Raw genomic sequence first — 23975 nt, 5'->3', positions numbered from 1 at the left:
ACTTTCTCCGCTCAAAAAAGATACATAATCAATCAAAAGAAAAACTGCGAATTTTGGGACAAGGGTGATATCTTTGCAAGACATCTACGGACAATTATCTTATTTGAAAATCAAGCTGAATCAAAAGCTTTCACATCCATATTTGGCGAAGCATCTGACTGCGCCGAAAGTTGATGAGGATAAGCTGTTTCTTTTCTACGCTCTGTTTGAGGAAACGGATTTAAAAGAAGCTGACAAGGAAAGTTACATCTTAACGGCGATGCTTGTTCAAACAGCCCTTGATACCCATGATGAAGTCACGACCGCAGCTTCAATTAAACAGGACGATTATAAAAACCGCCAGCTGACCGTATTGGCCGGTGATTACTTCAGCGGCATGTACTACTCGCTGTTATCGGGTATGAAGGATATTTATATGATTCGGACGCTCGCTGCGGCCATCAAAGAAATAAACGAACACAAAATCAGGCTTTACGACCATTCCGCAAAAGATGCAGACAGCCTGAAAAAAAGCGTCAGCATAGTGGAAGCTGCACTTTTTCACCATCTCGCCGACCACTTTTACCTGCCTCACTGGAAAACAGCCGCCAATGACTTTCTTGTCTTTAAAAGGTTTGCGGCCGAAGAAAAAGCTTCAGATTCCCGGCTGCTGGAGACGATCATACAGAAAGAGTTTCCGGAAGGACAGGCTTCATGCGGACAGCTGGCTGCTGCGGCTTATAAAGAAGCCAAGCTTGCGATCAACCAGTCGCTTGCCAAAAAGCCCGCCGTCCAAAAATGGCTTCTGAAACGCCTGCAGGAAATTCGGCCTGAAAAACGAACTTATCATCAGAAAGTGGAAGAAGGGTAATCATGGTGCAGTCAAAAGAACAGCGCGTACATGGCGTGTTTGAAAAGATTTATAAAAATTATGACCAGATGAACTCCGTCATCAGCTTTAAACAGCATAAAAAATGGCGCGACAAAACGATGCAGCTCATGAACGTTCCAAAAGGAGCCACAGCGCTTGACGTCTGCTGCGGGACGGGAGACTGGACGATCGCGCTCGCTGATGCGGCAGGAGAGACAGGGGAAATCAAGGGCCTTGATTTCAGCAAAAACATGCTGAGCATCGCCGAACAAAAAACGGAAAGCTACAGCCAGATCGAATTGATCCACGGCAATGCGATGGAACTGCCCTTCCCGGATAATACATTCGACTATGTCACCATCGGCTTCGGGCTTCGCAATGTTCCCGACTATTTAACCGTATTAAAAGAGATGGCGCGCGTGGTAAAACCCGGCGGCCAGGTTGTATGCCTTGAGACGTCCCAGCCTGAAATGTTCGGGTTCAAACAGCTATACTTCCTGTACTTCCGCTTCATTATGCCTATGTTTGGAAAGCTCTTTGCCAAAAGCTTCAAGGAGTATTCATGGCTTCAGGAATCGGCCAGGGAATTTCCTGGTATGAAAGAGCTTGCCGCGTTGTTTGAAGAGGCTGGATTAAAAAATGTTCAATATCATCCGTTCACAGGCGGCGTAGCGGCAACACATGTCGGCTGGAAGCGATGATGACTACAGAAATACTCGGGTGAATCGATATGAAATTGACAACGTTTTATTCTTTTTTGAATGACGATATTGAATTAATAGAAAAAGAGCTTGAAAAGACCGTGCACTCCGACTATCCATTGCTCAGTGAAGCGAGCCTGCATTTGCTGCAGGCCGGAGGCAAGAGGATTCGTCCCGTGTTTGTCCTGCTTTCCGGCATGTTCGGCGAATACGACATCAGCAAAATTAAAAATGTTGCCGTTTCGTTGGAATTGATACATATGGCTTCGCTCGTACACGACGATGTCATCGATGATGCGGAGCTGAGAAGAGGACAGCCGACAATCAAAGCGAAGTGGGATAACCGGATTGCGATGTATACAGGTGATTATTTGTTCGCTCGCTCACTTGAAGCGATGACAAAAATAAACGAACCGAAAGCCCATGAAATCTTGTCCAAGGCGATTGTCGAAGTCTGTCTTGGAGAAATTGAACAAATTAAAGATAAATATAATATGGAGCAAAATCTCAGAACCTATTTGAGAAGAATCAGGCGCAAGACAGCACTTCTAATCGCGTCGAGCTGCCAGCTAGGGGCCATTGCTGCTGGTGCGGGTGAAAACATTCATAAAACGTTGTACTGGTTTGGCTATTATGTCGGCATGTCCTATCAAATTATTGATGACATCCTCGATTTCACCTCAAGCGAAAAAGAGCTTGGCAAGCCTGTGGGCAGCGATCTGCTTCAGGGGAATGTCACGCTTCCCGTATTATATGCACGGAAATCGCCTGAGCTAAAAGCGCGCCTGATGCTGGTCAACAGTGAAACCACTCCAGAACAGATCAAGCCAGTGATCGAAGAGCTGAAGAAAACGGATGCCATTGAACAATCGTTCAGGGTCAGTGAAATGTATTTAAACAAGGCTTTCGAACTGCTTGAAACGCTCCCGAAAAACCGGGCGCGGACGGCACTGGGCCAAATTGCGAAATACATCGGCAAGCGAAAGTTCTAAAAAACGTCAAATGAGTCGAAAGTATGAATATTCTCCACCCTTTATTGATTAATTGTTTGAAAAATGCTATATTTCTGTTGTAGTGTTGAAAGCCTATACATATTAGCGGGGTGGAGAATCGACTATGGAAAAAACCTTTGTGATGGTAAAACCTGACGGCGTTCAGCGTCAGCTGATCGGCGAAATTTTGTTAAGATTCGAACGTAAGGGCTTACAATTAATCGGAGCCAAGCTGATGAAGGTCTCAGAAGAGACGGCAGGCGAGCATTATAAAGAACATAACGGGAAACCGTTTTTCGGCGAACTTGTCGACTTTATTACTTCAGGCCCGGTATTCGCCATGGTATGGGAAGGCGAGGACGCAATCGCGGTCGCCAGACAGCTGATCGGGAAGACGAACCCTAAGGAAGCGCTTCCAGGTACAATCCGCGGAGACTTCGGCATGTTTGTCGGAAAAAATATCATTCACGGTTCAGATTCTCCTGAAAGTGCAGCACGCGAAATCAACTTGTTTTTTAAAGAGGACGAACTTGTTGAAGACGAGAAATTAATGAATCAATGGATTTACTAAAAATCAGCTGAAAAGCTGATTTTTTTATATGGAATAGAATGGCTGCCGGCGGGCGGGCTTTTTTCTTTTAAAGATACAAATTTAAAAGAAAACAAGCTATAATTGTACTCATATCAGCACGACGATTAGGAGAGAAAACATGGACAATTACAGTTTCTTCGTTGATAAATGGAAAAAAATGACTGGTGTGGATTTGGCATTGTACAAAGAGGCGCAAATGAAAAGAAGACTGACGTCTCTATATGAGAAAAAAGGATACGGCGATTTCCGCGAGTTTGCGCTCGCTTTAGAAAAGAATGAAGCTCTTCTGCAGGAAACATTGGACAGAATGACAATCAATGTTTCAGAATTTTACAGAAACTATAAGAGGTGGGAGGTTCTCGAAAAAACGATCCTGCCGCTTTTAAAGCCTGCGAAAACGCTGAAAGTTTGGAGCGCGGCTTGTTCAACCGGGGAAGAGCCTTATACATTATCAATGATTTTAAGCAGACAGAAAGGCCTCACAGACTATCAGATTATCGCAACAGATATCGATGACAAAGTCCTTCAGAAAGCGAAAGAAGGCGTATATCAGGAAAGGTCCCTGCAGGAAGTGCCGAAAGAGATGAAAGAACTTTATTTTACGCAAGACGGAAACCGCTTTAAAGTCAAAGACGAGATCAGGAAAAACATCCGCTTTCAAAAGCACAATTTACTGGCTGATCCGTATGAGAAAGATTTTGATATCATCGTATGCCGCAATGTGCTCATTTATTTTACGGAGGAAGCAAAAGAGAAGATCTATCATAAGTTCAGCGGCAGCCTGAAGAATAAGGGGGTTTTGTTTGTCGGAAGCACGGAACAGATCTTCAATCCGGAAAAATACGGTTTTCAATCGACAGATACGTTTTTCTATCAAAAAAGTTAGCTGACTTTTTATAAAGGGTTATGTTATAGTTTTACTTAAAAGCGTTAATGTGATGAAGGGAGAACGAAAGCATGAGGTATTTAACAGCCGGTGAATCTCACGGTCCGCAGCTTACGACAATTATCGAAGGAGTCCCAGCGGGGCTTTATATCACAAAAGAAGACATCGATTACGAGCTTCAAAGACGTCAAAAAGGCCACGGCCGCGGACGCCGGATGCAAATCGAAAAAGACCAGGCGCGGATCACAAGCGGTGTAAGACACGGGCGTTCTCTTGGATCGCCGATCGCTCTCGTCGTCGAAAACAATGACTGGAAACACTGGACGAAAATCATGGGTTCAGAGCCGATCACGGCTGAAGAAGAAAGCGAAATGAAACGACAGATTTCAAGGCCGAGACCGGGGCACGCCGATTTGAACGGCGCGATCAAATACGGGCACAGAGACATGCGCAACGTGCTTGAACGTTCATCTGCCAGAGAAACGACCGTCCGTGTAGCGGCAGGAGCCGTCGCCAAAAAGATCCTTTCCCAGCTCGGCATTCAAGTGGCCGGCCACGTGCTGGAGATCGGCGGAGTAAAAGCTGAAAAAACAAATTACGAATCTATCGAAAACTTGAAAAAAGTAACCGAAGAGTCCCCTGTCAGATGCTATGACGAAGAAGCGGGCAGGAAAATGATGGACGCGATCGATGAAGCAAAAGCAAATGGGGATTCGATCGGCGGAATCGTCGAGGTGATAGTTGAAGGGGTGCCGGTAGGAGTCGGCAGCTATGTCCATTACGACCGAAAACTCGACAGCAAGCTTGCAGCCGCCGTACTGAGCATCAATGCTTTTAAAGGGGTTGAATTCGGCATCGGCTTTGAAGCCGCACGCAAAAACGGCAGTGAAGTCCATGACGAAATCATCTGGGACGAAGAAAAAGGCTATACGCGGGCAACAAACCGTCTCGGCGGTCTTGAAGGCGGAATGACAACGGGAATGCCGATTGTCGTCAGAGGTGTGATGAAGCCGATTCCAACGTTATACAAACCGCTTAAAAGCGTTGATATCGAGACAAAAGAGCCGTTTACAGCGAGCATCGAGCGTTCCGACTCCTGCGCTGTCCCTGCCGCAAGCGTGGTGGCTGAAGCGGTTGTTGCATGGGAAATCGCAAATGCGATCGTCGAGCAGTTTGGCGTTGACCAAATGGACCGGATCGCTGAAAATGTTGAGAAAATGAGAAAGCTTGCGAGGGAGTTTTAATGAAATCACTTCAAATCGAAACCGCTTCTTTGTCCTACCCGGTATTCATCGGGGGAGGCATTAGAAAAAACGCGGCAGAGCTTTTGTCATCCTTGAACCTTCCGATGACGAAACTGCTTTTGATCACCGACGAAGAAGTTGATAAACGCTATGGAGAAGAGCTGTTCAGTCTTCTCCGCAGCAAATGGCCCGTCAAAAAGGTTGCGGTGCCAAGCGGCGAGCAGGCCAAATCCATCGATATGTTTATGAAGCTCCAGACGGAAGCCATTCAATTTCACCTTGACCGCTCGTCATGCATTGTGGCGCTGGGCGGCGGTGTTGTCGGCGATCTTGCAGGATTCGTCGCTTCAACTTTTATGAGGGGCATCGATTATGTGCAATTCCCAACGACTCTGCTGTCTCATGACAGCGCAGTCGGAGGGAAAGTGGCCATTAATCACCCGCTCGGAAAAAACTTAATCGGCGCTTTTCATCAGCCGAAGGCGGTGGTATATGACACCGAATGCCTGAGCACGCTTCCGGAAAAAGAAATGCGTTCAGGTCTTGCGGAAGTCATTAAGCACGCATTTATCCGTGATGAATCTTTCTTGAACGAATTGCTTAAACTTGATTCAATAGAAGCGATTACGACCGGCCAGCTCAGTGAAATGGTTTACAAAGGCATTTCGATTAAAGCGGAAGTTGTCTCACAAGACGAACGCGAACAGGGAATCAGGGCCTATTTGAACTTCGGGCATACGCTTGGCCACGCCGTTGAAGCCGAATACGGCTACGGAGAGATCACCCATGGCGATGCCGTCGCTTTAGGCATGCAATTTGCTTTGTTTGTCAGCGAGAAGGTGCTGAATTGTCCTGTTGACCGTACGAAAATCGCCGCCTGGCTGAAAAATCTCGGCTATCCGGAAAGCGTGAAACGCGAAGTTTCAACAGAAGCCCTTATCAATCGAATGATGAACGATAAAAAAACACGCGGAGGCATCATTCAGTTTGTCCTTCTGGATAAGATCGGCAGTGTGCGGCTGCACTCCTTTAAAGCCGAAGAAATCGAACGATGGCTGAATATGTGGAGATTGGAGGGAGACAAATGATGATGCGCGGTATTCGGGGAGCGACGACCATTGACCGGGATACAGAAAAAGACATTACGGAGCGGACGAAGCAGCTGATCGGAAAAATGATCGATGAAAATCGACTCAAACCTGAACAAGTCGTACAGATCTTAATTTCTGCTACTTCCGATATACACGCTGCTTTTCCCGCGAAGGTCGTCAGAACGTTTGACGGCTGGCAGCATGTGCCCGTCATGTGCATGCAGGAAATGGATGTTGAACACGGCCTTAAAAAATGCATCAGAGTGATGATGACGGTACAGACGGATATGCGGCAGGATGAAGTCCGCCATGTTTATTTGGAAAATGCAGTAACGCTCAGACCTGATTTATCATTGACAAAAAATACTGAATTGTAATACGATTGTAGAAACCTTGAAATACACAGGAGTGTGTATGGGTTTTAGTTTAGAAAAGCTGAGTATGAGACTAGGGTAGATTGAGAATGAGTTGAGATGAGCTGAGTTGAGACAAAACGTTTATTCATTCTACCCAAAAGACGCTGTTCTTTTGGGTTTGTTTCGTTTTCCCCTCGTCAATTCAATCATTTGTCCTCTAAAGGCCTTCTTCTCATTCTCTCCGCCTGAAAGGGAGTGAGAGATAGTTGAGTCTGCAAACCGATTTTGCCTCTTTTTCAGAGGATTCTTCACACTTTAAAACGATACCGATTATTGAGAGTTTTTCCGTCGATACGCTGACGCCCGTTCAATTGGTCGAGAAGCTGCAGGAAGACATCGTCTATTTGCTGGAAAGCCAGGATGAAACCTCTGCATGGTCAAGATATTCTTTCATCGGCCTTGACCCCTTTTTGACGATCAAAGAAGAACGCGGCCGGTTTCACGCCTGCGATCAAAAGCAGAAGAAGCTTTATTCGGCTTCACAGTTAAAAGACGTTCTCGAATGGATGTCGGAGACGTATTCGATCAAAGCGCCTGAGCTCGACATCCCGTTTACAGGAGGAGCGGTCGGCTATTTAAGCTACGATTTAATGCCGCTCATTGAACCGTCCATCAAAGGGCACAGCAAAGAAACGGAAATGGCAAAATGCCTCCTGTTTGTCTGCCGGACGATGATCGCTTATGATCACGAACTGAAAAAGCTGCATTTCATCCACTATACAAGGCTTGAAGGCAGTGAAAATAGGGAGGAAAAGCGCCGCATTTTCAAAAAGGGGAAAGAAGAGCTCAAGCAGCTTACACACAGGCTGTCAGACCGGAAAACGCCGAAAGAGCTGTTTCTTCCGCAAGGACGGCACACGGCCCCCAGCTTTGAAGGGATTCAATCAACATATGAGAAATCCCGGTTTTTGGCCGATGTCGATCGCTTGAAAGAATACATTAAAGCGGGAGACATTTTTCAAGGCGTCCTTTCGCAAAGGTTCGACATTCCGGTGAAGGTCGGTTCTTTTGAGTTATACAGAGTGCTGAGAATGATCAACCCGTCCCCGTACATGTACTACATGAGGCTTCCTGACCGCGATCTCGTCGGAAGCTCGCCCGAACGTCTGATCCATGTTCAAAACGGCCATCTTGAAATCCATCCGATCGCCGGCACAAGGAAAAGGGGCGGTGATCAGGCTGAGGATAAGCGGCTTGAAAAAGAACTATTGGCTGATGAGAAAGAAAAAGCGGAGCATTACATGCTTGTCGATTTGGCGAGAAATGATATCGGCAGAGTAGCTGAGTACGGGTCTGTCCAAGTGCCCGAGTTTACGAAAATCGTTTCCTTTTCGCACGTCATGCACATCATTTCGATCGTAACCGGCACTTTAAAAGCGGGTGTCCACCCGGTTGACGCTTTAATGAGCGCATTTCCGGCCGGAACTTTGACCGGCGCTCCGAAAATCCGCGCGATTCAGCTTTTAAATGAGCTTGAGCCCGAACCGAGGGAAACATATGGAGGATGCATTGCTTACATCGGATTTGACGGAAATATCGATTCGTGCATCACGATCCGGACGATGAGCGTGAAAAACGGAGTGGCGTCCATTCAGGCCGGGGCGGGCATCGTAGCCGACTCCGTGCCTGAAAAAGAATGGGAAGAGACCTGCAATAAAGCAGGGGCTCTGTTAAAAACGATTCAAATCGCAGAAGAAACGTTTCTCGAAAAGGGGGAGGACGGCAATGAACGAACTGCTGAAATCATGCGTTAACGGACGGACACTGAATGAAATCGAGGCACACAGCATCATGCGCGACATGATGACCGGCTCGCTGAGCGCTGCGGAAATCGGAGGCCTCCTGTCCGTTCTCGCCTACAGGGGAGAAACGGCTGAAGAGATTACGGGATTTGTCAGAGCCATGCGGGAGCAGGCGCATACAATAGACGGACCGGAGCATGTTGTTGATACGTGCGGAACCGGAGGAGACGGAAGCTCCACCTTCAACATTTCCACAGCGGCTGCGATCATCGCTTCATCAGCCGGGGCAAAAATCGCAAAACACGGTAATCGATCCGTTTCTTCAAAAAGCGGGAGCGCTGACGTTCTCGAATATCTCGGCGTTTCTATTCAGACGTCGCCTGAAGAAACGATTAAGAGCATTGAACGCCGAAATATGGGATTCCTGTATGCGCCAAGCTATCACTCTTCCATGAAGCACGTGGCAGGCGCGAGGAAGGATCTGGCTTTTAGAACCGTATTCAATCTGCTCGGCCCGCTCAGCAACCCGATGAAGGCCAAACGCCAGGTGATCGGCGTCTACTCGATCGAAAAAGCAAAGCTTATGGCCCGCGCTCTTGAAGCGTTTGAACCGGAGCACGTATTGTTTGTTTCGAGCCGGGACGGTCTTGATGAACTGTCGATCACATCGCCGACAGATGTAATTGAACTGAAAGGCGGCAAAACATACGAATACACCGTCGAGCCGGGCGATGTTGGACTGCCTCTCGGAAGGCTGAGAGACATTCAGGTGGCGACGCCTGAAGAAAGCGGCCGTCTGATCGTCGATATTTTGAAAAACCGCGGTCCGGACTCGGCTGTTCATATCGCAGCGTTTAATGCCGGAGCCGCTTTATACGTCGCAGAACAGGCAGCGGATTTAAAAGAGGGCGTTGCGCTCGCTTTAGAAGCTGTTGCTGGCGGTGAAGCGCTCAATCAGCTGGAGCGATTAAAACAGAAAGAGGAAGAGTTGTATGCTTAATCAAATTATTGATAGAAAACGAGAAGACATCCTAAAGATCAAGCTGCCGGAAGATTTAAAACTGCCAAAGCGGTCATTTAAAAAAGCGCTCCTTTCTCCGAACCGGTTTGTCGCTTTAATTGCGGAGGTGAAAAAAGCTTCTCCGTCAAAAGGCGTGATTCAGGAGGGTTTTGAGCCCGTCAAGATCGCAAAACAATACGAACAGGCTAAAGCCGATTGTTTGTCTGTTCTGACAGATACACCTTTTTTTCAAGGGAAGAACAGTTATTTGTCAGATGTGAAACGCTCGGTTTCCCTGCCTGTGCTGCGCAAGGATTTTATCATTGATTCCATTCAGGTTGAAGAAGCGGACCGCATCGGAGCGGATGCGATCCTGCTGATCGGTGAAGCGCTTGAACCGCAAAAGCTGTTTGAACTCTATCAGCAAGCCGTTGAAAAAGGCATGGATGTGCTCGTCGAAGTACATGGCGAAGAGACGCTTGAGGGCATTTTAAATGTCTTTACACCCGAAATCATCGGCGTAAACAATCGAAATCTAAAAAACTTTGAAACGACCGTCGGACAAACGGAGCGAATGGCGAAACTCGTTCCGCCGGGGACCGTTCTCATCAGCGAAAGCGGCATCGGAAAATCGGAAGACCTGACTTTTGTAAAAACGTGCGGAGCCCAAGCCGTGCTTGTCGGCGAATCGCTGATGAGAGAGACGTCACAGCTGAAGGCTGTCTATGCGTTATTCGGAGAGGACGGCTGATGAAGAAACCGAGTCTAAAATATTGCGGGATTCATTCATTGGAAGATTTAAAGGTGACAGCCCGCTCGAAAGCCGATTATCTCGGATTTATTTTCGCCGAAAGCAAACGGTCGGTAGACCCGGCGGATGTGAAACGGTGGTGCGGCGAAACGGATACGCCAGGTAAAAAGCTTGTCGGCGTTTTTGTTAATGAAAACATGAGCCGAATGGCTGAAATCGTAAAAGATGCAGGCTTGGACGTGATCCAGCTTCACGGAGATGAAACGGCGGCAGACATCAAGCGGCTTAAAAGCATGACAGACTGCGAGATATGGAAGGCGCTCCCTCACGGGAATGATACCGTACAGAGCATGGCTTCTTTCGCACCTTACATCGACGGGTATGTCATCGACTCGTCTGTCAAAGGGATGAGAGGGGGAACGGGTGTTTCGTTTTCGTGGGACAGCGTCCCGCTGTATATAGATGCAGCCCAAAGAGAAGGCAAGCGCCTGTTTATCGCCGGAGGCGTGAACCCGGACACAATCGCAGATCTTTTAAAGCGGCGTCCGCCGGGAATCGACTTGGCAAGCGGAATCGAAGAAAGAGGCAGAAAAAGCGAAAAGCTGATCAGCCTTTTAGAAGAAAGGATGTTCGAACATGTATTCATATCCGAATGAACAAGGCAGGTTTGGTGATTTTGGCGGGAAATTCGTCCCGGAAACACTCATGCAGCCTTTGGAAGAAATCGAAAAAGCGTTTCTTGAACTGAAAGACGACCCTTCATTTCAAAAGGATTATCAAAAGCTTTTAAATGACTACTCAGGCAGGCCGACGGCTTTGACGTTCGCAGACCAGCTCACTAAGCAGCTGGGCGGAGCGAAGATTTACTTAAAAAGAGAAGATTTAAACCATACAGGCGCCCACAAAATCAACAATGCCCTCGGCCAGGCGCTCCTGGCCAAGAAAATGGGAAAAACAAAGCTCATTGCTGAAACCGGTGCAGGCCAGCACGGTGTGGCGGCGGCGACTGTCGCCGCGAAGTTCGGCTTATCATGCATCGTCTTCATGGGGGAGGAAGATGTTGCCAGACAATCGCTGAACGTGTTCCGGATGAAGCTCTTGGGAGCGGAGGTCGTCCCGGTGTCAAGCGGAAACGGGACATTAAAAGATGCTACAAACGAAGCGATCCGCTACTGGGTTCAGCATTGCCAGGACCATTTTTACATGATCGGTTCCGTCGTCGGGCCGCATCCGTATCCTTATATCGTCCGCGAATTTCAACGGATGATCGGCGAAGAGGCGAAAGCGCAGTTTTATCAATTGGAGCAAAGCCTCCCCGATAAAGTTGTCGCCTGTGTCGGAGGCGGAAGCAATGCGATCGGGATGTTCAGCGCGTTCATTGAAGAAACTGTTGAACTGATCGGAGTCGAAGCTGCGGGAAAAGGTGTTGACACACCTCTTCATGCGGCCACGATCACAAAGGGTACAAAAGGCGTTATCCACGGTTCTTTGACCTACTTGATTCAAGACGAGTACGGACAGATCATTGAGCCTTATTCCATCTCAGCAGGACTTGATTATCCGGGGGTCGGCCCCGAGCACGCTCATCTTCATCAAACAGGGCGCGTCACGTATGAATCAGTCACTGATGATGAAGCGGTCTCGGCATTAAGGCTGCTGACAGAGACAGAGGGCATTTTGCCGGCTATTGAATCCGCCCATGCTTTGGCAAAAGCATTTGACATCGCTAAAGAACTGCCGAGAGAGAAAAGTGTTCTCGTCTGCCTTTCAGGCAGGGGAGACAAAGACGTCCATACCTTGATGAAGGTGTTGGAAGAAGAGGTGAATCAAGATGTTCAATCTGAAAAAACAGCCGTCCGATAAGTTACTTGTTCCGTTTATTACAGCGGGAGATCCGCTGCCTGAAATCTCGATCGAGCTGGCGAAATCCCTTCAAGAGGCGGGGGCGTCCGCCCTTGAACTCGGGGTTCCGTATTCTGATCCGCTCGCTGACGGCCCGGTGATTCAGCGCGCGTCCAAAAGGGCGCTTGACAACGACATGAACATCGTAAAAGCGATCAGGCTTGGCGGTGAAATGAAAAAAAACGGCGTCCATATTCCGATTATTCTCTTTACGTATTATAATCCTGTGTTACAATTAGATACAGATCACTTTTTCGCTTTACTGCGACAAAATCGGCTAGACGGACTCCTTGTACCGGACCTTCCTTTTGAGGAAAGCGTATATTTGCAGCAGCAGTGTAAAAAACACGGGATTACCTATATTTCGCTGGTCGCGCCGACAAGCGAATCGCGCATTCAAAAAATAACGCAGCAGGCGGAAGGTTTTGTGTATTGCGTTTCTTCGCTCGGTGTGACAGGTGTGCGCAATGAATTCGAAGATTCTGTTTCTTCATTTATCAGGTCAGTTAAAGGAATGAGCTCCGTCCCGGTTGCCGTTGGGTTTGGGATTTCCAGCTCCAAACAAGTGGAGATGATGAATGAACTGGCGGACGGCGTTGTCGTGGGAAGCGCCCTTGTCAGAAAGATCGAAGAGCTGAAAGACGAACTCATCGCCCCTGAGACAAGGGAACAAGCCTTAAAGGCGTTTGAGGCATACGCTAAGACATTTAGCGGATCGTACATGGTAAAATGAGGTGACAGAATGTTGCAAATTAAAGAACAGTTAAAACAATTAACGCCTTACAAGCCGGGCAAACCGATTGAAGAGGTCAAAAAAGAATTCAACCTCGACCGGGTCGTCAAGCTCGCTTCAAATGAAAATCCTTACGGCTGTTCGGAAGCGGCAAAAGCAGCGCTCCAGACCGAAGTGCAGCAAATGGCTCTCTATCCTGACGGCTATAGTGCGGCATTGAGAACAAAGCTTGCCTCCCATCTCGGCGTAAACGAAACGAACATCATCCTTGGAAACGGAACGGACGAAGTCATTCAAATTATTTCCCGCTCTTTGTTGGATCCTGCCTCAAACACTGTAATGGCGAATCCGACATTTTCACAATACAAGCACAATGCTGTTATCGAAGGAGCGGAAGTCAGGGAAATCGGCCTGCTTGAAAACGGCTGCCACGACCTTGATGCAATGCTGGAGGCGATCGATGAACAGACGAAGGTTGTCTGGGTTTGCAGCCCGAACAATCCGACCGGAACGTATGAATCCGGCCGCAACCTGATCCGTTTTCTTGAAAAAGTCCCGGAACATGTCCTTGCTGTCGTCGATGAAGCTTATTACGAATACGTAACGGCTCAAGACTACCCTGAGACCATTCCGCTTTTGGAACGCTTTCCGAACCTGATGATTCTCAGGACGTTTTCAAAAGCTTACGGTTTAGCGTCTTTGAGGGTCGGCTACGGGATTGCCTCTGAACAGCTGATTCAGGCGGTTGAGCCGGCGAGACAGCCGTTTAATACAAACCGGCTCGGCCAGGCTGCCGCGCTTGCCGCCCTGGGCGATCAGGCATTTATCGACGATTGCGTGAGAAAAAACAATGAAGGGCTCAAACAGTACTACGATTTCTGTGATGAGCACGGGCTAAATTACTATCCTTCACAAACGAACTTTGTGCTGATCGATTTTAAACGGGATGCAGACGAACTTTTCCTGGAACTGCTGAAAAAAGGCTATATCGTCAGATCGGGGAATGCGCTCGGCTTTCCGACATTCCTTAGAATATCGGTCGGTACGAATGAACAGAACGAAGGCTTGTTGAAAACGTTAGCCGGCATGTTGTAAGAGGTGATGATTCAGTCACCTCTTTAGTCTATTGATGAACTTAGGTGATAAAAAATGACTCAACCAAATGAAACGATTTTATTGGCCGGTTTGGGCTTAATCGGCGGCTCGATCGCCCTTGCCATCAAAAAGGAACACCCCGGCAAACGGATCATCGGGTTTGACGTGTCAGAAGAGCAGGCAAGAGCTGCACAAAAGCTTGGCGTTATTGATGCTCCGGCTGCTTCTTTTTTAGAAGGGGTGAAAGAAGCGTCAACCGTTTTTTTAGCGGCGCCGGTCGAACAGACGCTTCACATGCTTGATGAACTTGCCGCTTCAGGCATCAAAAAAAAGCTGCTCATTACAGATGTCGGCAGCACGAAACAAAAGGTCGTCAGCCATGCCGAGAAAGTGCTGCCGGATGAATACAGGTTTATCGGGGGCCATCCGATGGCCGGATCGCATAAATCGGGCGTCGCAGCCGCCAAAGACTTCCTTTTCGAGAACGCGTTTTATATTTTGACGCCTTCCGGCTCCGCCGGCGAAGAAGCAGTTGCTTCCTTAAAAGATCTGCTCAAAGGAACAAATGCAAAGTTTGTGGAAATGTCTCCGGCTGAACACGACGCCGTTACAAGCGTGATCAGCCACTTTCCGCACGTCGTAGCGGCCAGTCTCGTCCACCAGACCGTCAAATTCGAAGATCATTACCCGCTCATCAAGCGTTTTGCCGCAGGGGGCTTCCGCGATATTACGAGAATTGCCTCAAGCAGCCCGGCGATGTGGCGCGATATTCTTTTGCACAATAAAGATAAAATATTGGAGCGGTTTGACGAATGGAAATATGAGCTGGACAGAATTCAGTCTTTTGTTGAAAATGAAGATGCAGACGGGCTGTTTGAATTTTTTCGGCAGGCCAAGGAATACCGTGACGGTCTGCCTTTGCGGCAAAAAGGCGCGATTCCTTCCTTTTACGATCTTTATGTCGATGTCCCCGACCATCCCGGGGTCATCTCGGAAATTACGGCGATTCTCGCTGACGAGAAAATCAGCATTACGAACATCCGGATTATTGAAACGAGGGAAGATATAAACGGTGTTCTCAGAATCAGCTTTCAATCCGATGAAGATCGAAAACGCGCCGAAAAATGCATTCAAACCCGCGCAAAATATGAAACATTTTATGCTGATTGAGGTGGAACACATGAAAAGAGGAAAAATCAGTTCGCTAAAAGGAGAGCTTCATATTCCGGGAGATAAATCCATCTCTCATCGCTCTGTTATGTTCGGAGCCATAGCAGAAGGGAAAACGGTCATCAAAAACTTTTTGCCAGGAGCCGACTGCTTGAGCACGATCGCCTGCTTTCGGAAAATGGGCGTGGAAATCGAACAGAATGGCAGTGATGTCACCGTCCTCGGCAAAGGGCTCGATCAGCTGGCTGAGCCTGCGGAACTCCTTGACGTGGGGAATTCCGGAACGACGATCAGGCTGATGCTCGGCATTTTGGCAGGACGCCCGTTTCACAGTACAGTCGCCGGCGATGAGAGCATCGCCAAAAGGCCGATGAAGCGTGTCACAGAACCGCTTCGAAAAATGGGAGCGAAAATCGACGGCCGCGCCGGAGGGGAATACACACCGCTTTCTGTACGCGGCGGACATCTGGCAGCGATCGATTTTCAGTCGCCTGTTGCAAGTGCGCAAATCAAATCTGCCGTTTTGCTTGCGGGTCTGCAGGCCGAAGGCGCCACAACGGTGACGGAGCCTCATAAATCAAGAGACCATACGGAACGGATGCTGTCGATGTTCGGCGTCAGCCTTCAGGAAGATGAAACAAGCGTAACGATTGAGGGCGGGCAGCAGCTGAAAGCGGCCGAAGTCTTCGTGCCGGGTGATATTTCATCAGCTGCGTTTTTCCTGGCAGCGGCATCGCTAGTTCCTGACAGTGAAGTCGTGCTTCGCAATGTCGGACTCAATCCGACCAGGACGGGAATCATCGATGTCTTGAAAGAAATGGGAGCCGATCTTGAAATCGAAGAAAAAAATGCCGGAAACGCCGAGCCGTACGGCGATCTGAGAATCAAAACGTCCTCCTTGAAAGCCGCTGAAATTTCGGGCGATTTAATCCCGCGCCTCATCGATGAAATACCGATCATCGCTCTTCTCGCTACACAGGCTGAAGGAACGACGGTCATCAAAGACGCGGCTGAGCTCAAAGTAAAAGAAACGAACCGAATCGATACCGTCGCCTCAGAGCTGAAAAAAATCGGTGCGAACATCGAGCCGACAGAAGACGGGATGAAGATTCACGGCAGGACGCCTCTTACAGGCGGCGCGAAAGTCTCAAGCCACGGGGACCACCGGATCGGAATGATGCTGGGAATCGCCGCCTGCATCTGCGAGCAGCCGATCGACATTTTACAGCCTGAAGCTGTGAGTGTCTCATATCCTTCGTTTTTTGAACATATCGAAAAGCTTGCAAAAAAAGCCTGAAGCCTTGTGCTCAGGCTTTTTCAGCCCGGAAAATCATGAAAGCCGGGTGTTTGATCATAAAACGAATGTCTCCCGCATAGCTTGTCTTAACAGAATCAATCTGCTTCATCCAGCTGTGCGGGCAACATATTTGCCGGAAGCCGCCGCGTGAATTATGATAGTAAGTAACTCACCGCGATATGCCGGCTGATACGGCAGGCGATGAATTGACGAAAGAAAGGGACGTTTAGATTTGAATACTTCGATTCAAGAAGCCATAAAATTAGTTGAAGCAGGCCACCCGGAAAGCGGATTGAAAAAGCTTGCTGATATCGAGTCTGACCTTCATGATGAAGACAAAGCCATAGTAGCCCAGCTGTATTACGAATGGGGAATTGTCGATAAGGCTATCGCTATTGCGAATGATCTCCATGAACTGTATCCGGATGAAACGGAGCTGACATGCTTTTATGCCGAACTCCTCATCGAAACCGATCAGGAAGAAAAAGCGCTCAGCGTGCTTGAAACGATTCCGGAAACAGACGAAGCGTACCCGCAGTGCTTGCTTTTAATGGCTGACCTCTATCAGATGCAGGGTCTGTTTGAAGTCAGCGAGCAAAAGCTGTTGAAGGCGCAAGTCATTTTGCCGGATGAGCCGGTTATCGATTTTGCTTTGGGAGAGCTGTATTTCACTCAGGGAGCTTACGGCAAAGCTGTCCGTCAATTCAAAAAAGCGGCCGAAGAAGAAGCCGTCATCGGCGGCGTCAATGTGTACCAAAGGCTGGCGGAATCATTAAGTTCATCCGGCGCGTTTGAAGAAGCGCTTGAATGGTATGAAAAAGCCGTCAAGGAGAACCCGGAGCCCAACACACTGTTCGGGTTTGGTTTTACAGCGCTGAAAGCGGGGTATCCTAAAACTGCGATTAAACAGCTGACAGAGCTGAAGGAAATGGATCCCGCTTACTCTTCACTTTACAAGCCTCTGGCAAACAGCTTTGAAGCAGAAGGGCTTTATGAAGAAGCATTTGAAACGGCAAAAGAAGGAATCCGCTTCGATGAATTCAACAAAGAGCTTTATCTTTCCGCTGCAAAAGCAGCCTTAAAAACGAAAAGGCATTCGGAAGCGAAAGAGCTGCTTCGTGAAGCGCTGGCGCTGGACCCCGGGTATCTGGAAGCCGTCCATACCCTGCTTGCCCTGTTTCTTGAAGAAGAAGACGATGAGAGCATCATTGAACTCGTACAGGAAGTGCGCAAATACGGAGAGGATGATCCGAAGTTCAGCTGGCATCTGGCATCGGCGTTCGCCCGGACAGAGGCGTACGACAAGGCGCGTGAGGAATATGAGAACGCATTTTTGCACTATCGGGATGACGCCGATTTCCTTTACGAATATTCAATGTTTCTGCTTGAAGAAGGACGGCGGAAAGAAGCGCTGCCTCTGCTGAAAAAACTGGCAGAGCTCGACCCGGCAAACGAAGAAGTCCAGGAGACGATTTTCAGAATCGAAGATGAAAATTCCTTTGAATAAGCAGGATATGATCGGTTTGTGTGGAATTTATAAAGTAATACACAAGATGCGATAGAGGAGGGAATAACATGCAGACCCCTGTTTCTGTCAATGAAAAAAAAGATTTTATCCGCTGGTTTCTCAACCATTATCAGCTGAAACGAAGAGAGTGTGTATGGATTCTGAATTATTTAATGAGCCATGACTCGCTGATGGAAAAAGTGCATTTTGTCGAGCAGGCCGAATTTTGTCCGAGGGGCATTATCATGTCTACCCACTGCGTTGAGGAAGTGCCTTTTCGTTTTTATAAAGAAAATGTCATGACGACCGATGCAGAAAAATCATTTCATGATATCAGGCTGAATAAGCAGCAGGATCTCTTTATCCAGCTGAACTTCCGCTCAGCCTATAATTCTCCGGAATATGCGGCTGTACTCGAAGCCAATCCCCATATTCCGAAAGACCTATATGAAAATGAAAAAGATAAAATTGTCGCTGAACAGATTTTGGAGCATTCCATTTCCACTTTTCAGAGACAAAAGCTGCTGCGGGAAATCGATGAAGCGCTTGACCGCCAAGATAAAGAAAGCTTCGAAAAACTAGCTAAACAACTGAGCCAGCTGCGATAATCCGCTGCCAATCAAGCCTTGCCGAGAGCAAGGCTTGTTCAGCTCCGGAGAAAGCGCTGTCAAAACGAGGAGGCCGGGAGCCGTGAAATGGAATACGCACGATGCGGATGTTTACTTGAACGCGAAAGAATACATCGATACAGCTGTCATCCCTTTAATATCGGTTGATTTGGGAGATCAGTTTAAATCGGCCGTATCAAAAGGGGAATTTACGTCTATACTTGCAGAAGAACTTGAAAGGCAGCTGAAGGGCAGAATCTATTTGTTTCCGCCCTGTACATATTTAGATGCGGATGAAAAATCGGCGCAGCATATCGCCGATTTAAAAGAAATGGCCGGAAAACATTTTCGCCACATCGTTTTTTTAACGACGGATGAACGCTGGAAGCGGGTGCTCGAAAGCGAGCAAAAGCTGCTGTGGGTTCCGGCGATTCCTCTCGAACATATGAAGGATTCGTTAAAGCAGAAGCTGCTGGAAGATCAAATTGAGCAAATATTGAACATTTTGTTACAATATTGGAACTCTTAATAAAAACACTTACATTTCCTTTGTATAATGATTTTGGGAATGTTGACCTTCCTAAAATATTGATATATTATGAGGGTGTCCTAGTTTCATGAATTTTTTTCTATTTCAGTTATATTGTAGCTGGGGACTTGAGGGGGGATATGAAGATGAGCGAAAAAAGACATCGGGTATCCAGACGTCAGTTTTTAAACTATACGCTGACCGGAGTCGGCGGCTTTATGGCGGCGGGGATGCTCATGCCTATGGTTCGCTTCGCGCTCGATCCGGTTTTAAGGCCGACTGAAGATCAGGACATGGTTCAGGTTGTCAGCGTTGATGAATTGACAAATGAACCGCAGCGCTTCGATTTTAAAATCAAACAAGTGGATGCCTGGTACGAATCGGAAGAATCGAGATCAGCGTGGGTTTTCAAAAGTGGGGACGAAATTGTAGCTTTATCACCGGTTTGTAAACATTTGGGGTGTACGGTCAACTGGAACAGCGATCCTAAAAATCCGAATAAGTTCTTTTGTCCGTGCCATTACGGACTTTATGAAAAGGATGGTACCAACGTGCCCGGAACTCCGCCGCTTGCTCCTTTGGACCGCTATGAGCAAGAGGTTAAAGACGGCTACCTTTACTTAGGGAAAGCCAAGCCGAGGAAGGATGGGTGATCATGCTAAACAAAATTTATGACTGGGTGGACGAAAGACTTGACATTACGCCGCTCTGGCGGGACATCGCCGACCATGAAGTTCCTGAACACGTGAACCCGGCTCACCATTTTTCAGCTTTCGTGTACTGCTTCGGGGGATTGACGTTTTTCGTTACGGTGATTCAGGTGCTGTCCGGCATGTTTTTGACGATGTATTACGTTCCGGATATTAAAAATGCCTGGGAATCTGTTTATTATTTGCAGAATGAAGTGGCGTTCGGACAGATTGTAAGGGGAATGCACCACTGGGGTGCAAGCTTGGTCATTGTGATGATGTTTCTTCATACGCTCAGGGTTTTCTTCCAGGGGGCCTATAAGAAGCCGAGAGAGCTGAACTGGATTGTCGGCGTTTTGATCTTCTTTGTCATGCTCGGTTTAGGTTTTACAGGCTACCTTTTGCCTTGGGATATGAAAGCTCTGTTTGCGACAAAAGTAGGTTTGCAGATTGCTGAGGCGACGCCGCTGATCGGCTCGGAAATTAAAACGCTGCTTGCCGGTCATCCGGATATTGTCGGCGCTCAGACGTTGACGCGCTTTTTTGCCATACACGTCTTTTTCCTGCCAGCCGCTCTGTTCGGACTGATGGCTGCACACTTTATCATGATTCGCAAGCAAGGAATTTCTGGGCCGCTGTAAACGAGCGACTCAATTGAGAAGGAGGGGATGGCATGAAAAGGGGAAAAGGGATGAAGTTTGTCGGTGATTCACGGATCCCGGCGGAAAGAAAACCGAATATTCCAAAAGATTATTCCGAATTTCCTGGGAAAACGGAAGCGTTCTGGCCGAATTTCCTGCTGAAAGAATGGATGGTCGGGGCGGTTTTCCTTGTCGGTTTTCTCGTGCTGACCATCGTCCATGAGCCTCCGCTCGAGCGGATGGCAGATCCGACCGATACCGGCTACATACCTTTGCCAGACTGGTATTTTCTATTTCTTTACCAATTGCTGAAATACGAATATGCTGCCGGACCGTATACTGTGGTTGGCGCAATTATTATCCCGACAATTGCATTCGGAGCGCTATTATTGGCGCCGTTTCTTGACAGAGGCCCTGAAAGAAGGCCGTTTAAACGCCCGGTTGCCGTAGGGTTGATGCTTTTGGCGATTTCAGCGACGGTTTTCTTAACATGGCAGTCCGTTGTCACCCACGACTGGGCCGCTGCTGAAGAGCAGGGTAAAATCAAGGAAGAGGCCGATATTGATACGAGTGCAGCAGGGTATAAGATTTATCAGGAGCAAGGCTGTATTTCGTGCCATGGAGACAACATGCAGGGAGGAGCGGCAGGCCCGTCTCTCGTTGACAACGGCTTGTCTCCGGAAGAGATTGCGAAAATCGCCAAGGAAGGAAAAGGCGAAATGCCTGCTGGCGTTTTTAAAGGATCTGATAAAGAGCTTAAAGAACTGTCTAAATTCATCTCCGAAACAACGGCGAAATAAAACGGTTGTCAAGTTGATGAAGGCAGGCTATACTCTTGATAGAGCTGAAGCTGACGCCAAGTCAGCCTCTCGGGCTGTCGACGATGTCGATGGCCTTTTCAATTTTGACCGCTGCTGATCGTGAACCGTACGGAAGCTGGAAAGACCGCTGCTTCTTGGCGCGCGTTTCTGCGGTCAGTCTGTGAAGCTGACTCGGCGGCGGCTTTTTTTATTTAAAGAGACTGTGAGTTGATTGCTTTGAAACTAATTTCCTACATGCTCGCTCAAAAACCGCTGCTTCTGCTGCTTTTGATCATTAATTTCTTCGGTACGGTTTACGGGTATTACTGGTACCTTCCGCAGCTGACGAATACGCCTGCGAAATTTCTGATTTTCGTTCCCGACAGCCCGACGGCGACATTGTTTTTTTTATTTGTTCTCATCGGACTTTTATTGGGAAGGAATGCTCCTCTCTTTGAGGCGCTTGCGCTTGTTACGCTCGTCAAATACGGGCTGTGGGCGGTTGTGATGAATATCCTCGTGCTTGCGGTGTCCGGAAGCCTCCATTGGACGGGCTATATGCTGATCGCGTCGCACTTCGCAATGGCTGTGCAAGGCGTGCTGTACGCCCCTCATTACCGGTTTAAAGGGTGGCATTTGGCGCTTGCGGCTGTTTGGACGCTGCATAACGATGTCATTGATTACTTGTTTGGCATGATGCCGAATTATTCAATGCTCGATCAATATATGCCGCAGATCGGCTATTTTACATTTTGGCTCAGCATCGCTTCGATCGGTTTGGCCTATTACTTGGTTTTGTCCCGGAAAGCTTTTAAGCTGTAACACGGATTCACAATCTTGGTCTAACCTTGTCCCTCTCTTCATACGCTTTAATAGAAGGAGTGGGAGGGACCGTAATGATACGAAAGGTGATCCTTTGCATGATGCTTGCGCTTGTTTTTCCTGCGGCCGGTTTAAAAGCGGAAGAATCATCGGCTTTGCAGGAATTGACGGAACTGTCAGATACGGTATTCCAGCTAACAAGGCAGTCTCAATATGAGGAAGCGGTACAAATTCTTCAATACTTTGAAAAACGGCTGAAAGCAGCGGAGAAAGGCGAAACAGAGGGTATTATGACAGGCTCGGAAATCCGTCAGGTCAGTCTGGCCTACCATGATACGCTGAAAAGGCTGGAAAGCGAAGAGGTCGCACAGCAGGAAAAATTTAAAGCCGCCGCCCAGTTTAGAATGCTGATGGACGCCATAGAATCTGACCATGATCCGCTGTGGAGCAGTTTGAAAAAGCCGATCATGGATTCTTTCAGCGCTTTGAAGGCCGGGATTCAGAAAGAAGACAACCTGACATTCAGGGAAAAGTGGAATCATTTTTTATCCTTGTATGATACGATTTACCCAAGCTTAACGATTGATGTTTCGCCAAAGCAGTTAAAAAGCGTCTCCAACCATATTGCAGTCGTGGAAAACGGGGGCTTTCAGCAAATGACGGAAAGCAGCAAGCTGGAAAGGCTGACGCTTTTGGAAAAAGATTTGGAAGATGTGTTTAATCAAGTAGAAGAAGATGATGCAGACCCTTCACTGTTATGGGTCATCCTGACGACGGGAAGCATTATCCTCTCGACGCTGACATATGTCGGATTCAGAAAGTATAAAGCCGAAGAGGACAGGCGCAGAAAAAGAGAAAAAGATTGGCCGAAATAAGAAGCTCCGCTGATCGCGAGCTTCTTTTTTTGCTGACCTTCAATCAGCGTGTGATCGGATTTTTGTTCTCATCAAGCGTAAACCCTTCTCCCAGAACGTCGTGTACGTCGCTTACGGCTACAAAAGCGTGCGGGTCGACCGAGGTAATCACGTTTTTCAGCTGGAAAACCTCATTTTTCGGGACGACGCAGTATAGAACGTCCCGCTCTGTTTTCGTATATGACCCCTGACCTTTTAAAACCGTGACGCCTCTTTCCATTTCTTCTATGATTTTGCGCTGGATCTGGTCGTTCTTTTCAGAGATGATGGTGGCGCCTTTTGCGGCATAACCGCCTTCCTGCATAAAATCGATGACTTTTGACGCGACAAATACGGCAACAAGCGTGTACATCGCTTCCTTATAGGAGAGGTAAAAAATAAGGGATAATGTAATGACGCAGGCGTCAAACACAAACATGGCTTTGCCCATCGGCACTTGAAAATATTTGTTGATCAGCCGCACAATAATATCGACGCCGCCCGTCGTTCCGCCGTATCTGAAAATAATGCCCAATCCGGTACCGATAAACACGCCTGCAAAAAGAGCCGCGAGCGCAAGATCGTTTTGTAGCGGCATATGAATCTGGAAGCGCTGAAAAATCCATAAAAACACCGACAGACTGACTGTGCCGAGAATGGTATATGAGAAGACCGTTCTGCCGAGGAGCTTCCAGCCGACGAAGAAGACGGGGATGTTCAGCACCAGATTGGATATGGAAGGATCGATATTAAACAGGAAATAAAGCAGCAGGGTAATGCCGGTAAAACCGCCTTCCGACAAGTTGTTCTGCATATTAAAATGAACGAGTCCAAAGGAAAAAACTGCAGCGCCTGCCAAAATAAACAGGACGTTCTTCATTCTGATGTCTCCGAACATAAAAAAACTCCTTTCCTTCCATAAGCTGGCGTTAATATTATAGTGTATCCGTTTTAAAACAGCAAACCCGTCTTAAACATTTGTCAAACTTGTTTGAATTCGCTAACATGTAAGAGATGACAGGAG

27 protein-coding genes are annotated in these 23975 nt (G+C 47.8%); 26 read left to right on the top strand and 1 reads right to left on the bottom strand.

What is annotated here, in order from left to right; translation table 11 throughout:
* The first annotated feature begins 73 nt into the window (after positions 1-73).
* The 26 genes from MHI30_RS11960 (at position 74) to ypjB (ending at position 22933) form a co-directional block, all read left to right on the top strand.
* Positions 74-850 (top strand): heptaprenyl diphosphate synthase component 1, encoded by a 777-nt coding sequence (locus MHI30_RS11960; RefSeq protein ID WP_003183000.1) that lies wholly within the window; start codon positions 74-76, stop codon positions 848-850.
* Between the two features lie 2 nt (positions 851-852).
* Positions 853-1551, top strand: coding sequence for a demethylmenaquinone methyltransferase (locus MHI30_RS11955; protein WP_003182998.1), 699 nt, complete (start codon positions 853-855; stop codon positions 1549-1551).
* 29 nt (positions 1552-1580) lie between these two features.
* Positions 1581-2543, top strand: coding sequence for a heptaprenyl diphosphate synthase component II (gene hepT / locus MHI30_RS11950; protein WP_003182996.1), 963 nt, complete (start codon positions 1581-1583; stop codon positions 2541-2543).
* 124 nt (positions 2544-2667) lie between these two features.
* A complete protein-coding gene (gene ndk, locus MHI30_RS11945; RefSeq protein WP_003182994.1) occupies positions 2668-3114 on the top strand; it encodes a nucleoside-diphosphate kinase in 447 nt (148 codons plus the stop codon).
* 139 nt (positions 3115-3253) lie between these two features.
* Complete coding sequence (locus tag MHI30_RS11940; protein ID WP_003182992.1) at positions 3254-4021, top strand: protein-glutamate O-methyltransferase CheR; 768 nt, start codon at positions 3254-3256, stop codon at positions 4019-4021.
* Positions 4022-4092: 71 nt separating this feature from the next.
* The gene (aroC, locus tag MHI30_RS11935; RefSeq protein WP_003182989.1) at positions 4093-5265 is read left to right on the top strand and encodes a chorismate synthase; all 1173 of its coding nucleotides are present in this window, start codon (positions 4093-4095) and stop codon (positions 5263-5265) included.
* A complete protein-coding gene (gene aroB, locus MHI30_RS11930) occupies positions 5265-6353 on the top strand; it encodes a 3-dehydroquinate synthase (RefSeq protein WP_003182987.1) in 1089 nt (362 codons plus the stop codon). The genes aroC and aroB overlap by 1 nt, the downstream gene beginning before the upstream one ends.
* On the top strand, positions 6350-6733 hold the full coding sequence (gene aroH / locus MHI30_RS11925; RefSeq protein ID WP_003182984.1) for a chorismate mutase: 384 nt from the start codon (positions 6350-6352) through the stop codon (positions 6731-6733). The genes aroB and aroH overlap by 4 nt, the downstream gene beginning before the upstream one ends.
* 245 nt (positions 6734-6978) lie before the next feature.
* Positions 6979-8526 carry an anthranilate synthase component I gene (gene trpE, locus MHI30_RS11920; RefSeq protein WP_003182982.1) on the top strand — a complete coding sequence of 516 codons (1548 nt, stop codon included), beginning with the start codon at positions 6979-6981 and terminating at the stop codon, positions 8524-8526.
* Positions 8498-9514 carry an anthranilate phosphoribosyltransferase gene (trpD, locus tag MHI30_RS11915; protein WP_003182981.1) on the top strand — a complete coding sequence of 339 codons (1017 nt, stop codon included), beginning with the start codon at positions 8498-8500 and terminating at the stop codon, positions 9512-9514. The genes trpE and trpD overlap by 29 nt, the downstream gene beginning before the upstream one ends.
* Positions 9507-10265, top strand: coding sequence for an indole-3-glycerol phosphate synthase TrpC (gene trpC / locus MHI30_RS11910; protein ID WP_003182978.1), 759 nt, complete (start codon positions 9507-9509; stop codon positions 10263-10265). The genes trpD and trpC overlap by 8 nt, the downstream gene beginning before the upstream one ends.
* Entirely contained in the window at positions 10265-10921 is a 657-nt protein-coding gene (locus MHI30_RS11905) for a phosphoribosylanthranilate isomerase (RefSeq protein ID WP_003182976.1), read from the top strand. Before trpC ends, MHI30_RS11905 begins: the two co-directional genes overlap by 1 nt.
* Complete coding sequence (gene trpB / locus MHI30_RS11900; protein ID WP_075754125.1) at positions 10902-12128, top strand: tryptophan synthase subunit beta; 1227 nt, start codon at positions 10902-10904, stop codon at positions 12126-12128. Before MHI30_RS11905 ends, trpB begins: the two co-directional genes overlap by 20 nt.
* The gene (gene trpA / locus MHI30_RS11895; RefSeq protein ID WP_075754127.1) at positions 12097-12900 is read left to right on the top strand and encodes a tryptophan synthase subunit alpha; all 804 of its coding nucleotides are present in this window, start codon (positions 12097-12099) and stop codon (positions 12898-12900) included. The genes trpB and trpA overlap by 32 nt, the downstream gene beginning before the upstream one ends.
* Before the next feature lie 9 nt (positions 12901-12909).
* Entirely contained in the window at positions 12910-13995 is a 1086-nt protein-coding gene (gene hisC, locus MHI30_RS11890) for a histidinol-phosphate transaminase (protein ID WP_081379923.1), read from the top strand.
* Positions 13996-14049: 54 nt separating this feature from the next.
* Positions 14050-15165: a prephenate dehydrogenase gene (locus MHI30_RS11885; RefSeq protein WP_075754129.1), complete on the top strand. Its 1116-nt coding sequence runs from the start codon at positions 14050-14052 to the stop codon at positions 15163-15165.
* A gap of 10 nt (positions 15166-15175) precedes the next feature.
* Positions 15176-16462 carry a 3-phosphoshikimate 1-carboxyvinyltransferase gene (gene aroA, locus MHI30_RS11880; RefSeq protein WP_023857440.1) on the top strand — a complete coding sequence of 429 codons (1287 nt, stop codon included), beginning with the start codon at positions 15176-15178 and terminating at the stop codon, positions 16460-16462.
* A gap of 232 nt (positions 16463-16694) precedes the next feature.
* A complete protein-coding gene (locus MHI30_RS11875; RefSeq protein ID WP_075754131.1) occupies positions 16695-17969 on the top strand; it encodes a tetratricopeptide repeat protein in 1275 nt (424 codons plus the stop codon).
* Between the two features lie 68 nt (positions 17970-18037).
* Entirely contained in the window at positions 18038-18577 is a 540-nt protein-coding gene (locus MHI30_RS11870; RefSeq protein ID WP_020451944.1) for a ReoY family proteolytic degradation factor, read from the top strand.
* 82 nt (positions 18578-18659) lie between these two features.
* The gene (locus tag MHI30_RS11865; RefSeq protein ID WP_075754132.1) at positions 18660-19106 is read left to right on the top strand and encodes a YpiF family protein; all 447 of its coding nucleotides are present in this window, start codon (positions 18660-18662) and stop codon (positions 19104-19106) included.
* Positions 19107-19252: 146 nt separating this feature from the next.
* On the top strand, positions 19253-19759 hold the full coding sequence (locus tag MHI30_RS11860) for a ubiquinol-cytochrome c reductase iron-sulfur subunit (RefSeq protein ID WP_003182954.1): 507 nt from the start codon (positions 19253-19255) through the stop codon (positions 19757-19759).
* Positions 19760-19761: 2 nt separating this feature from the next.
* Complete coding sequence (gene qcrB / locus MHI30_RS11855) at positions 19762-20436, top strand: menaquinol-cytochrome c reductase cytochrome b subunit (RefSeq protein WP_003182952.1); 675 nt, start codon at positions 19762-19764, stop codon at positions 20434-20436.
* Between the two features lie 32 nt (positions 20437-20468).
* Positions 20469-21236, top strand: coding sequence for a menaquinol-cytochrome c reductase cytochrome b/c subunit (locus MHI30_RS11850; protein WP_075754134.1), 768 nt, complete (start codon positions 20469-20471; stop codon positions 21234-21236).
* Between the two features lie 35 nt (positions 21237-21271).
* Entirely contained in the window at positions 21272-21421 is a 150-nt protein-coding gene (locus MHI30_RS11845) for a hypothetical protein (protein WP_167564582.1), read from the top strand.
* A 52-nt stretch (positions 21422-21473) separates the two neighbouring features.
* Entirely contained in the window at positions 21474-22058 is a 585-nt protein-coding gene (locus MHI30_RS11840) for a DUF1405 domain-containing protein (protein ID WP_020451941.1), read from the top strand.
* Between the two features lie 74 nt (positions 22059-22132).
* Positions 22133-22933 carry a sporulation protein YpjB gene (gene ypjB / locus MHI30_RS11835; RefSeq protein ID WP_020451940.1) on the top strand — a complete coding sequence of 267 codons (801 nt, stop codon included), beginning with the start codon at positions 22133-22135 and terminating at the stop codon, positions 22931-22933.
* Between the two features lie 43 nt (positions 22934-22976).
* On the opposite strand, the gene MHI30_RS11830 is transcribed toward ypjB, so the two are convergent.
* Positions 22977-23849 carry a YitT family protein gene (locus MHI30_RS11830; RefSeq protein ID WP_020451939.1) on the bottom strand — a complete coding sequence of 291 codons (873 nt, stop codon included), beginning with the start codon at positions 23847-23849 and terminating at the stop codon, positions 22977-22979.
* Positions 23850-23975: the final 126 nt, after the last annotated feature.

The organism is Bacillus sp. FSL L8-0528, assembly GCF_038593085.1.
Lineage (GTDB): Bacteria > Bacillota > Bacilli > Bacillales > Bacillaceae > Bacillus > Bacillus paralicheniformis.
This window is presented reverse-complemented; position numbering and strand designations above follow the sequence as displayed.

Excerpts from the sequence above, each read along its gene's own strand:
- MHI30_RS11955 (WP_003182998.1), top strand. The coding sequence starts at position 853 with ATGGTGCAGTCAAAAGAACAGCGCGTACATGGCGTGTTTGAAAAGATT.
- hepT (WP_003182996.1), top strand. The coding sequence starts at position 1,581 with ATGAAATTGACAACGTTTTATTCTTTTTTGAATGACGATATTGAATTA.
- ndk (WP_003182994.1), top strand. The coding sequence starts at position 2,668 with ATGGAAAAAACCTTTGTGATGGTAAAACCTGACGGCGTTCAGCGTCAG.
- MHI30_RS11940 (WP_003182992.1), top strand. The coding sequence starts at position 3,254 with ATGGACAATTACAGTTTCTTCGTTGATAAATGGAAAAAAATGACTGGT.
- aroC (WP_003182989.1), top strand. The coding sequence starts at position 4,093 with ATGAGGTATTTAACAGCCGGTGAATCTCACGGTCCGCAGCTTACGACA.
- aroB (WP_003182987.1), top strand. The coding sequence starts at position 5,265 with ATGAAATCACTTCAAATCGAAACCGCTTCTTTGTCCTACCCGGTATTC.
- aroH (WP_003182984.1), top strand. The coding sequence starts at position 6,350 with ATGATGATGCGCGGTATTCGGGGAGCGACGACCATTGACCGGGATACA.
- trpD (WP_003182981.1), top strand. The coding sequence starts at position 8,498 with ATGAACGAACTGCTGAAATCATGCGTTAACGGACGGACACTGAATGAA.
- trpC (WP_003182978.1), top strand. The coding sequence starts at position 9,507 with ATGCTTAATCAAATTATTGATAGAAAACGAGAAGACATCCTAAAGATC.
- MHI30_RS11905 (WP_003182976.1), top strand. The coding sequence starts at position 10,265 with ATGAAGAAACCGAGTCTAAAATATTGCGGGATTCATTCATTGGAAGAT.
- trpB (WP_075754125.1), top strand. The coding sequence starts at position 10,902 with ATGTATTCATATCCGAATGAACAAGGCAGGTTTGGTGATTTTGGCGGG.
- trpA (WP_075754127.1), top strand. The coding sequence starts at position 12,097 with ATGTTCAATCTGAAAAAACAGCCGTCCGATAAGTTACTTGTTCCGTTT.
- hisC (WP_081379923.1), top strand. The coding sequence starts at position 12,910 with ATGTTGCAAATTAAAGAACAGTTAAAACAATTAACGCCTTACAAGCCG.
- MHI30_RS11885 (WP_075754129.1), top strand. The coding sequence starts at position 14,050 with ATGACTCAACCAAATGAAACGATTTTATTGGCCGGTTTGGGCTTAATC.
- aroA (WP_023857440.1), top strand. The coding sequence starts at position 15,176 with ATGAAAAGAGGAAAAATCAGTTCGCTAAAAGGAGAGCTTCATATTCCG.
- MHI30_RS11870 (WP_020451944.1), top strand. The coding sequence starts at position 18,038 with ATGCAGACCCCTGTTTCTGTCAATGAAAAAAAAGATTTTATCCGCTGG.
- MHI30_RS11860 (WP_003182954.1), top strand. The coding sequence starts at position 19,253 with ATGAGCGAAAAAAGACATCGGGTATCCAGACGTCAGTTTTTAAACTAT.
- qcrB (WP_003182952.1), top strand. The coding sequence starts at position 19,762 with ATGCTAAACAAAATTTATGACTGGGTGGACGAAAGACTTGACATTACG.
- MHI30_RS11850 (WP_075754134.1), top strand. The coding sequence starts at position 20,469 with ATGAAAAGGGGAAAAGGGATGAAGTTTGTCGGTGATTCACGGATCCCG.
- ypjB (WP_020451940.1), top strand. The coding sequence starts at position 22,133 with ATGATACGAAAGGTGATCCTTTGCATGATGCTTGCGCTTGTTTTTCCT.
- MHI30_RS11830 (WP_020451939.1), bottom strand. The coding sequence starts at position 23,849 with ATGTTCGGAGACATCAGAATGAAGAACGTCCTGTTTATTTTGGCAGGC.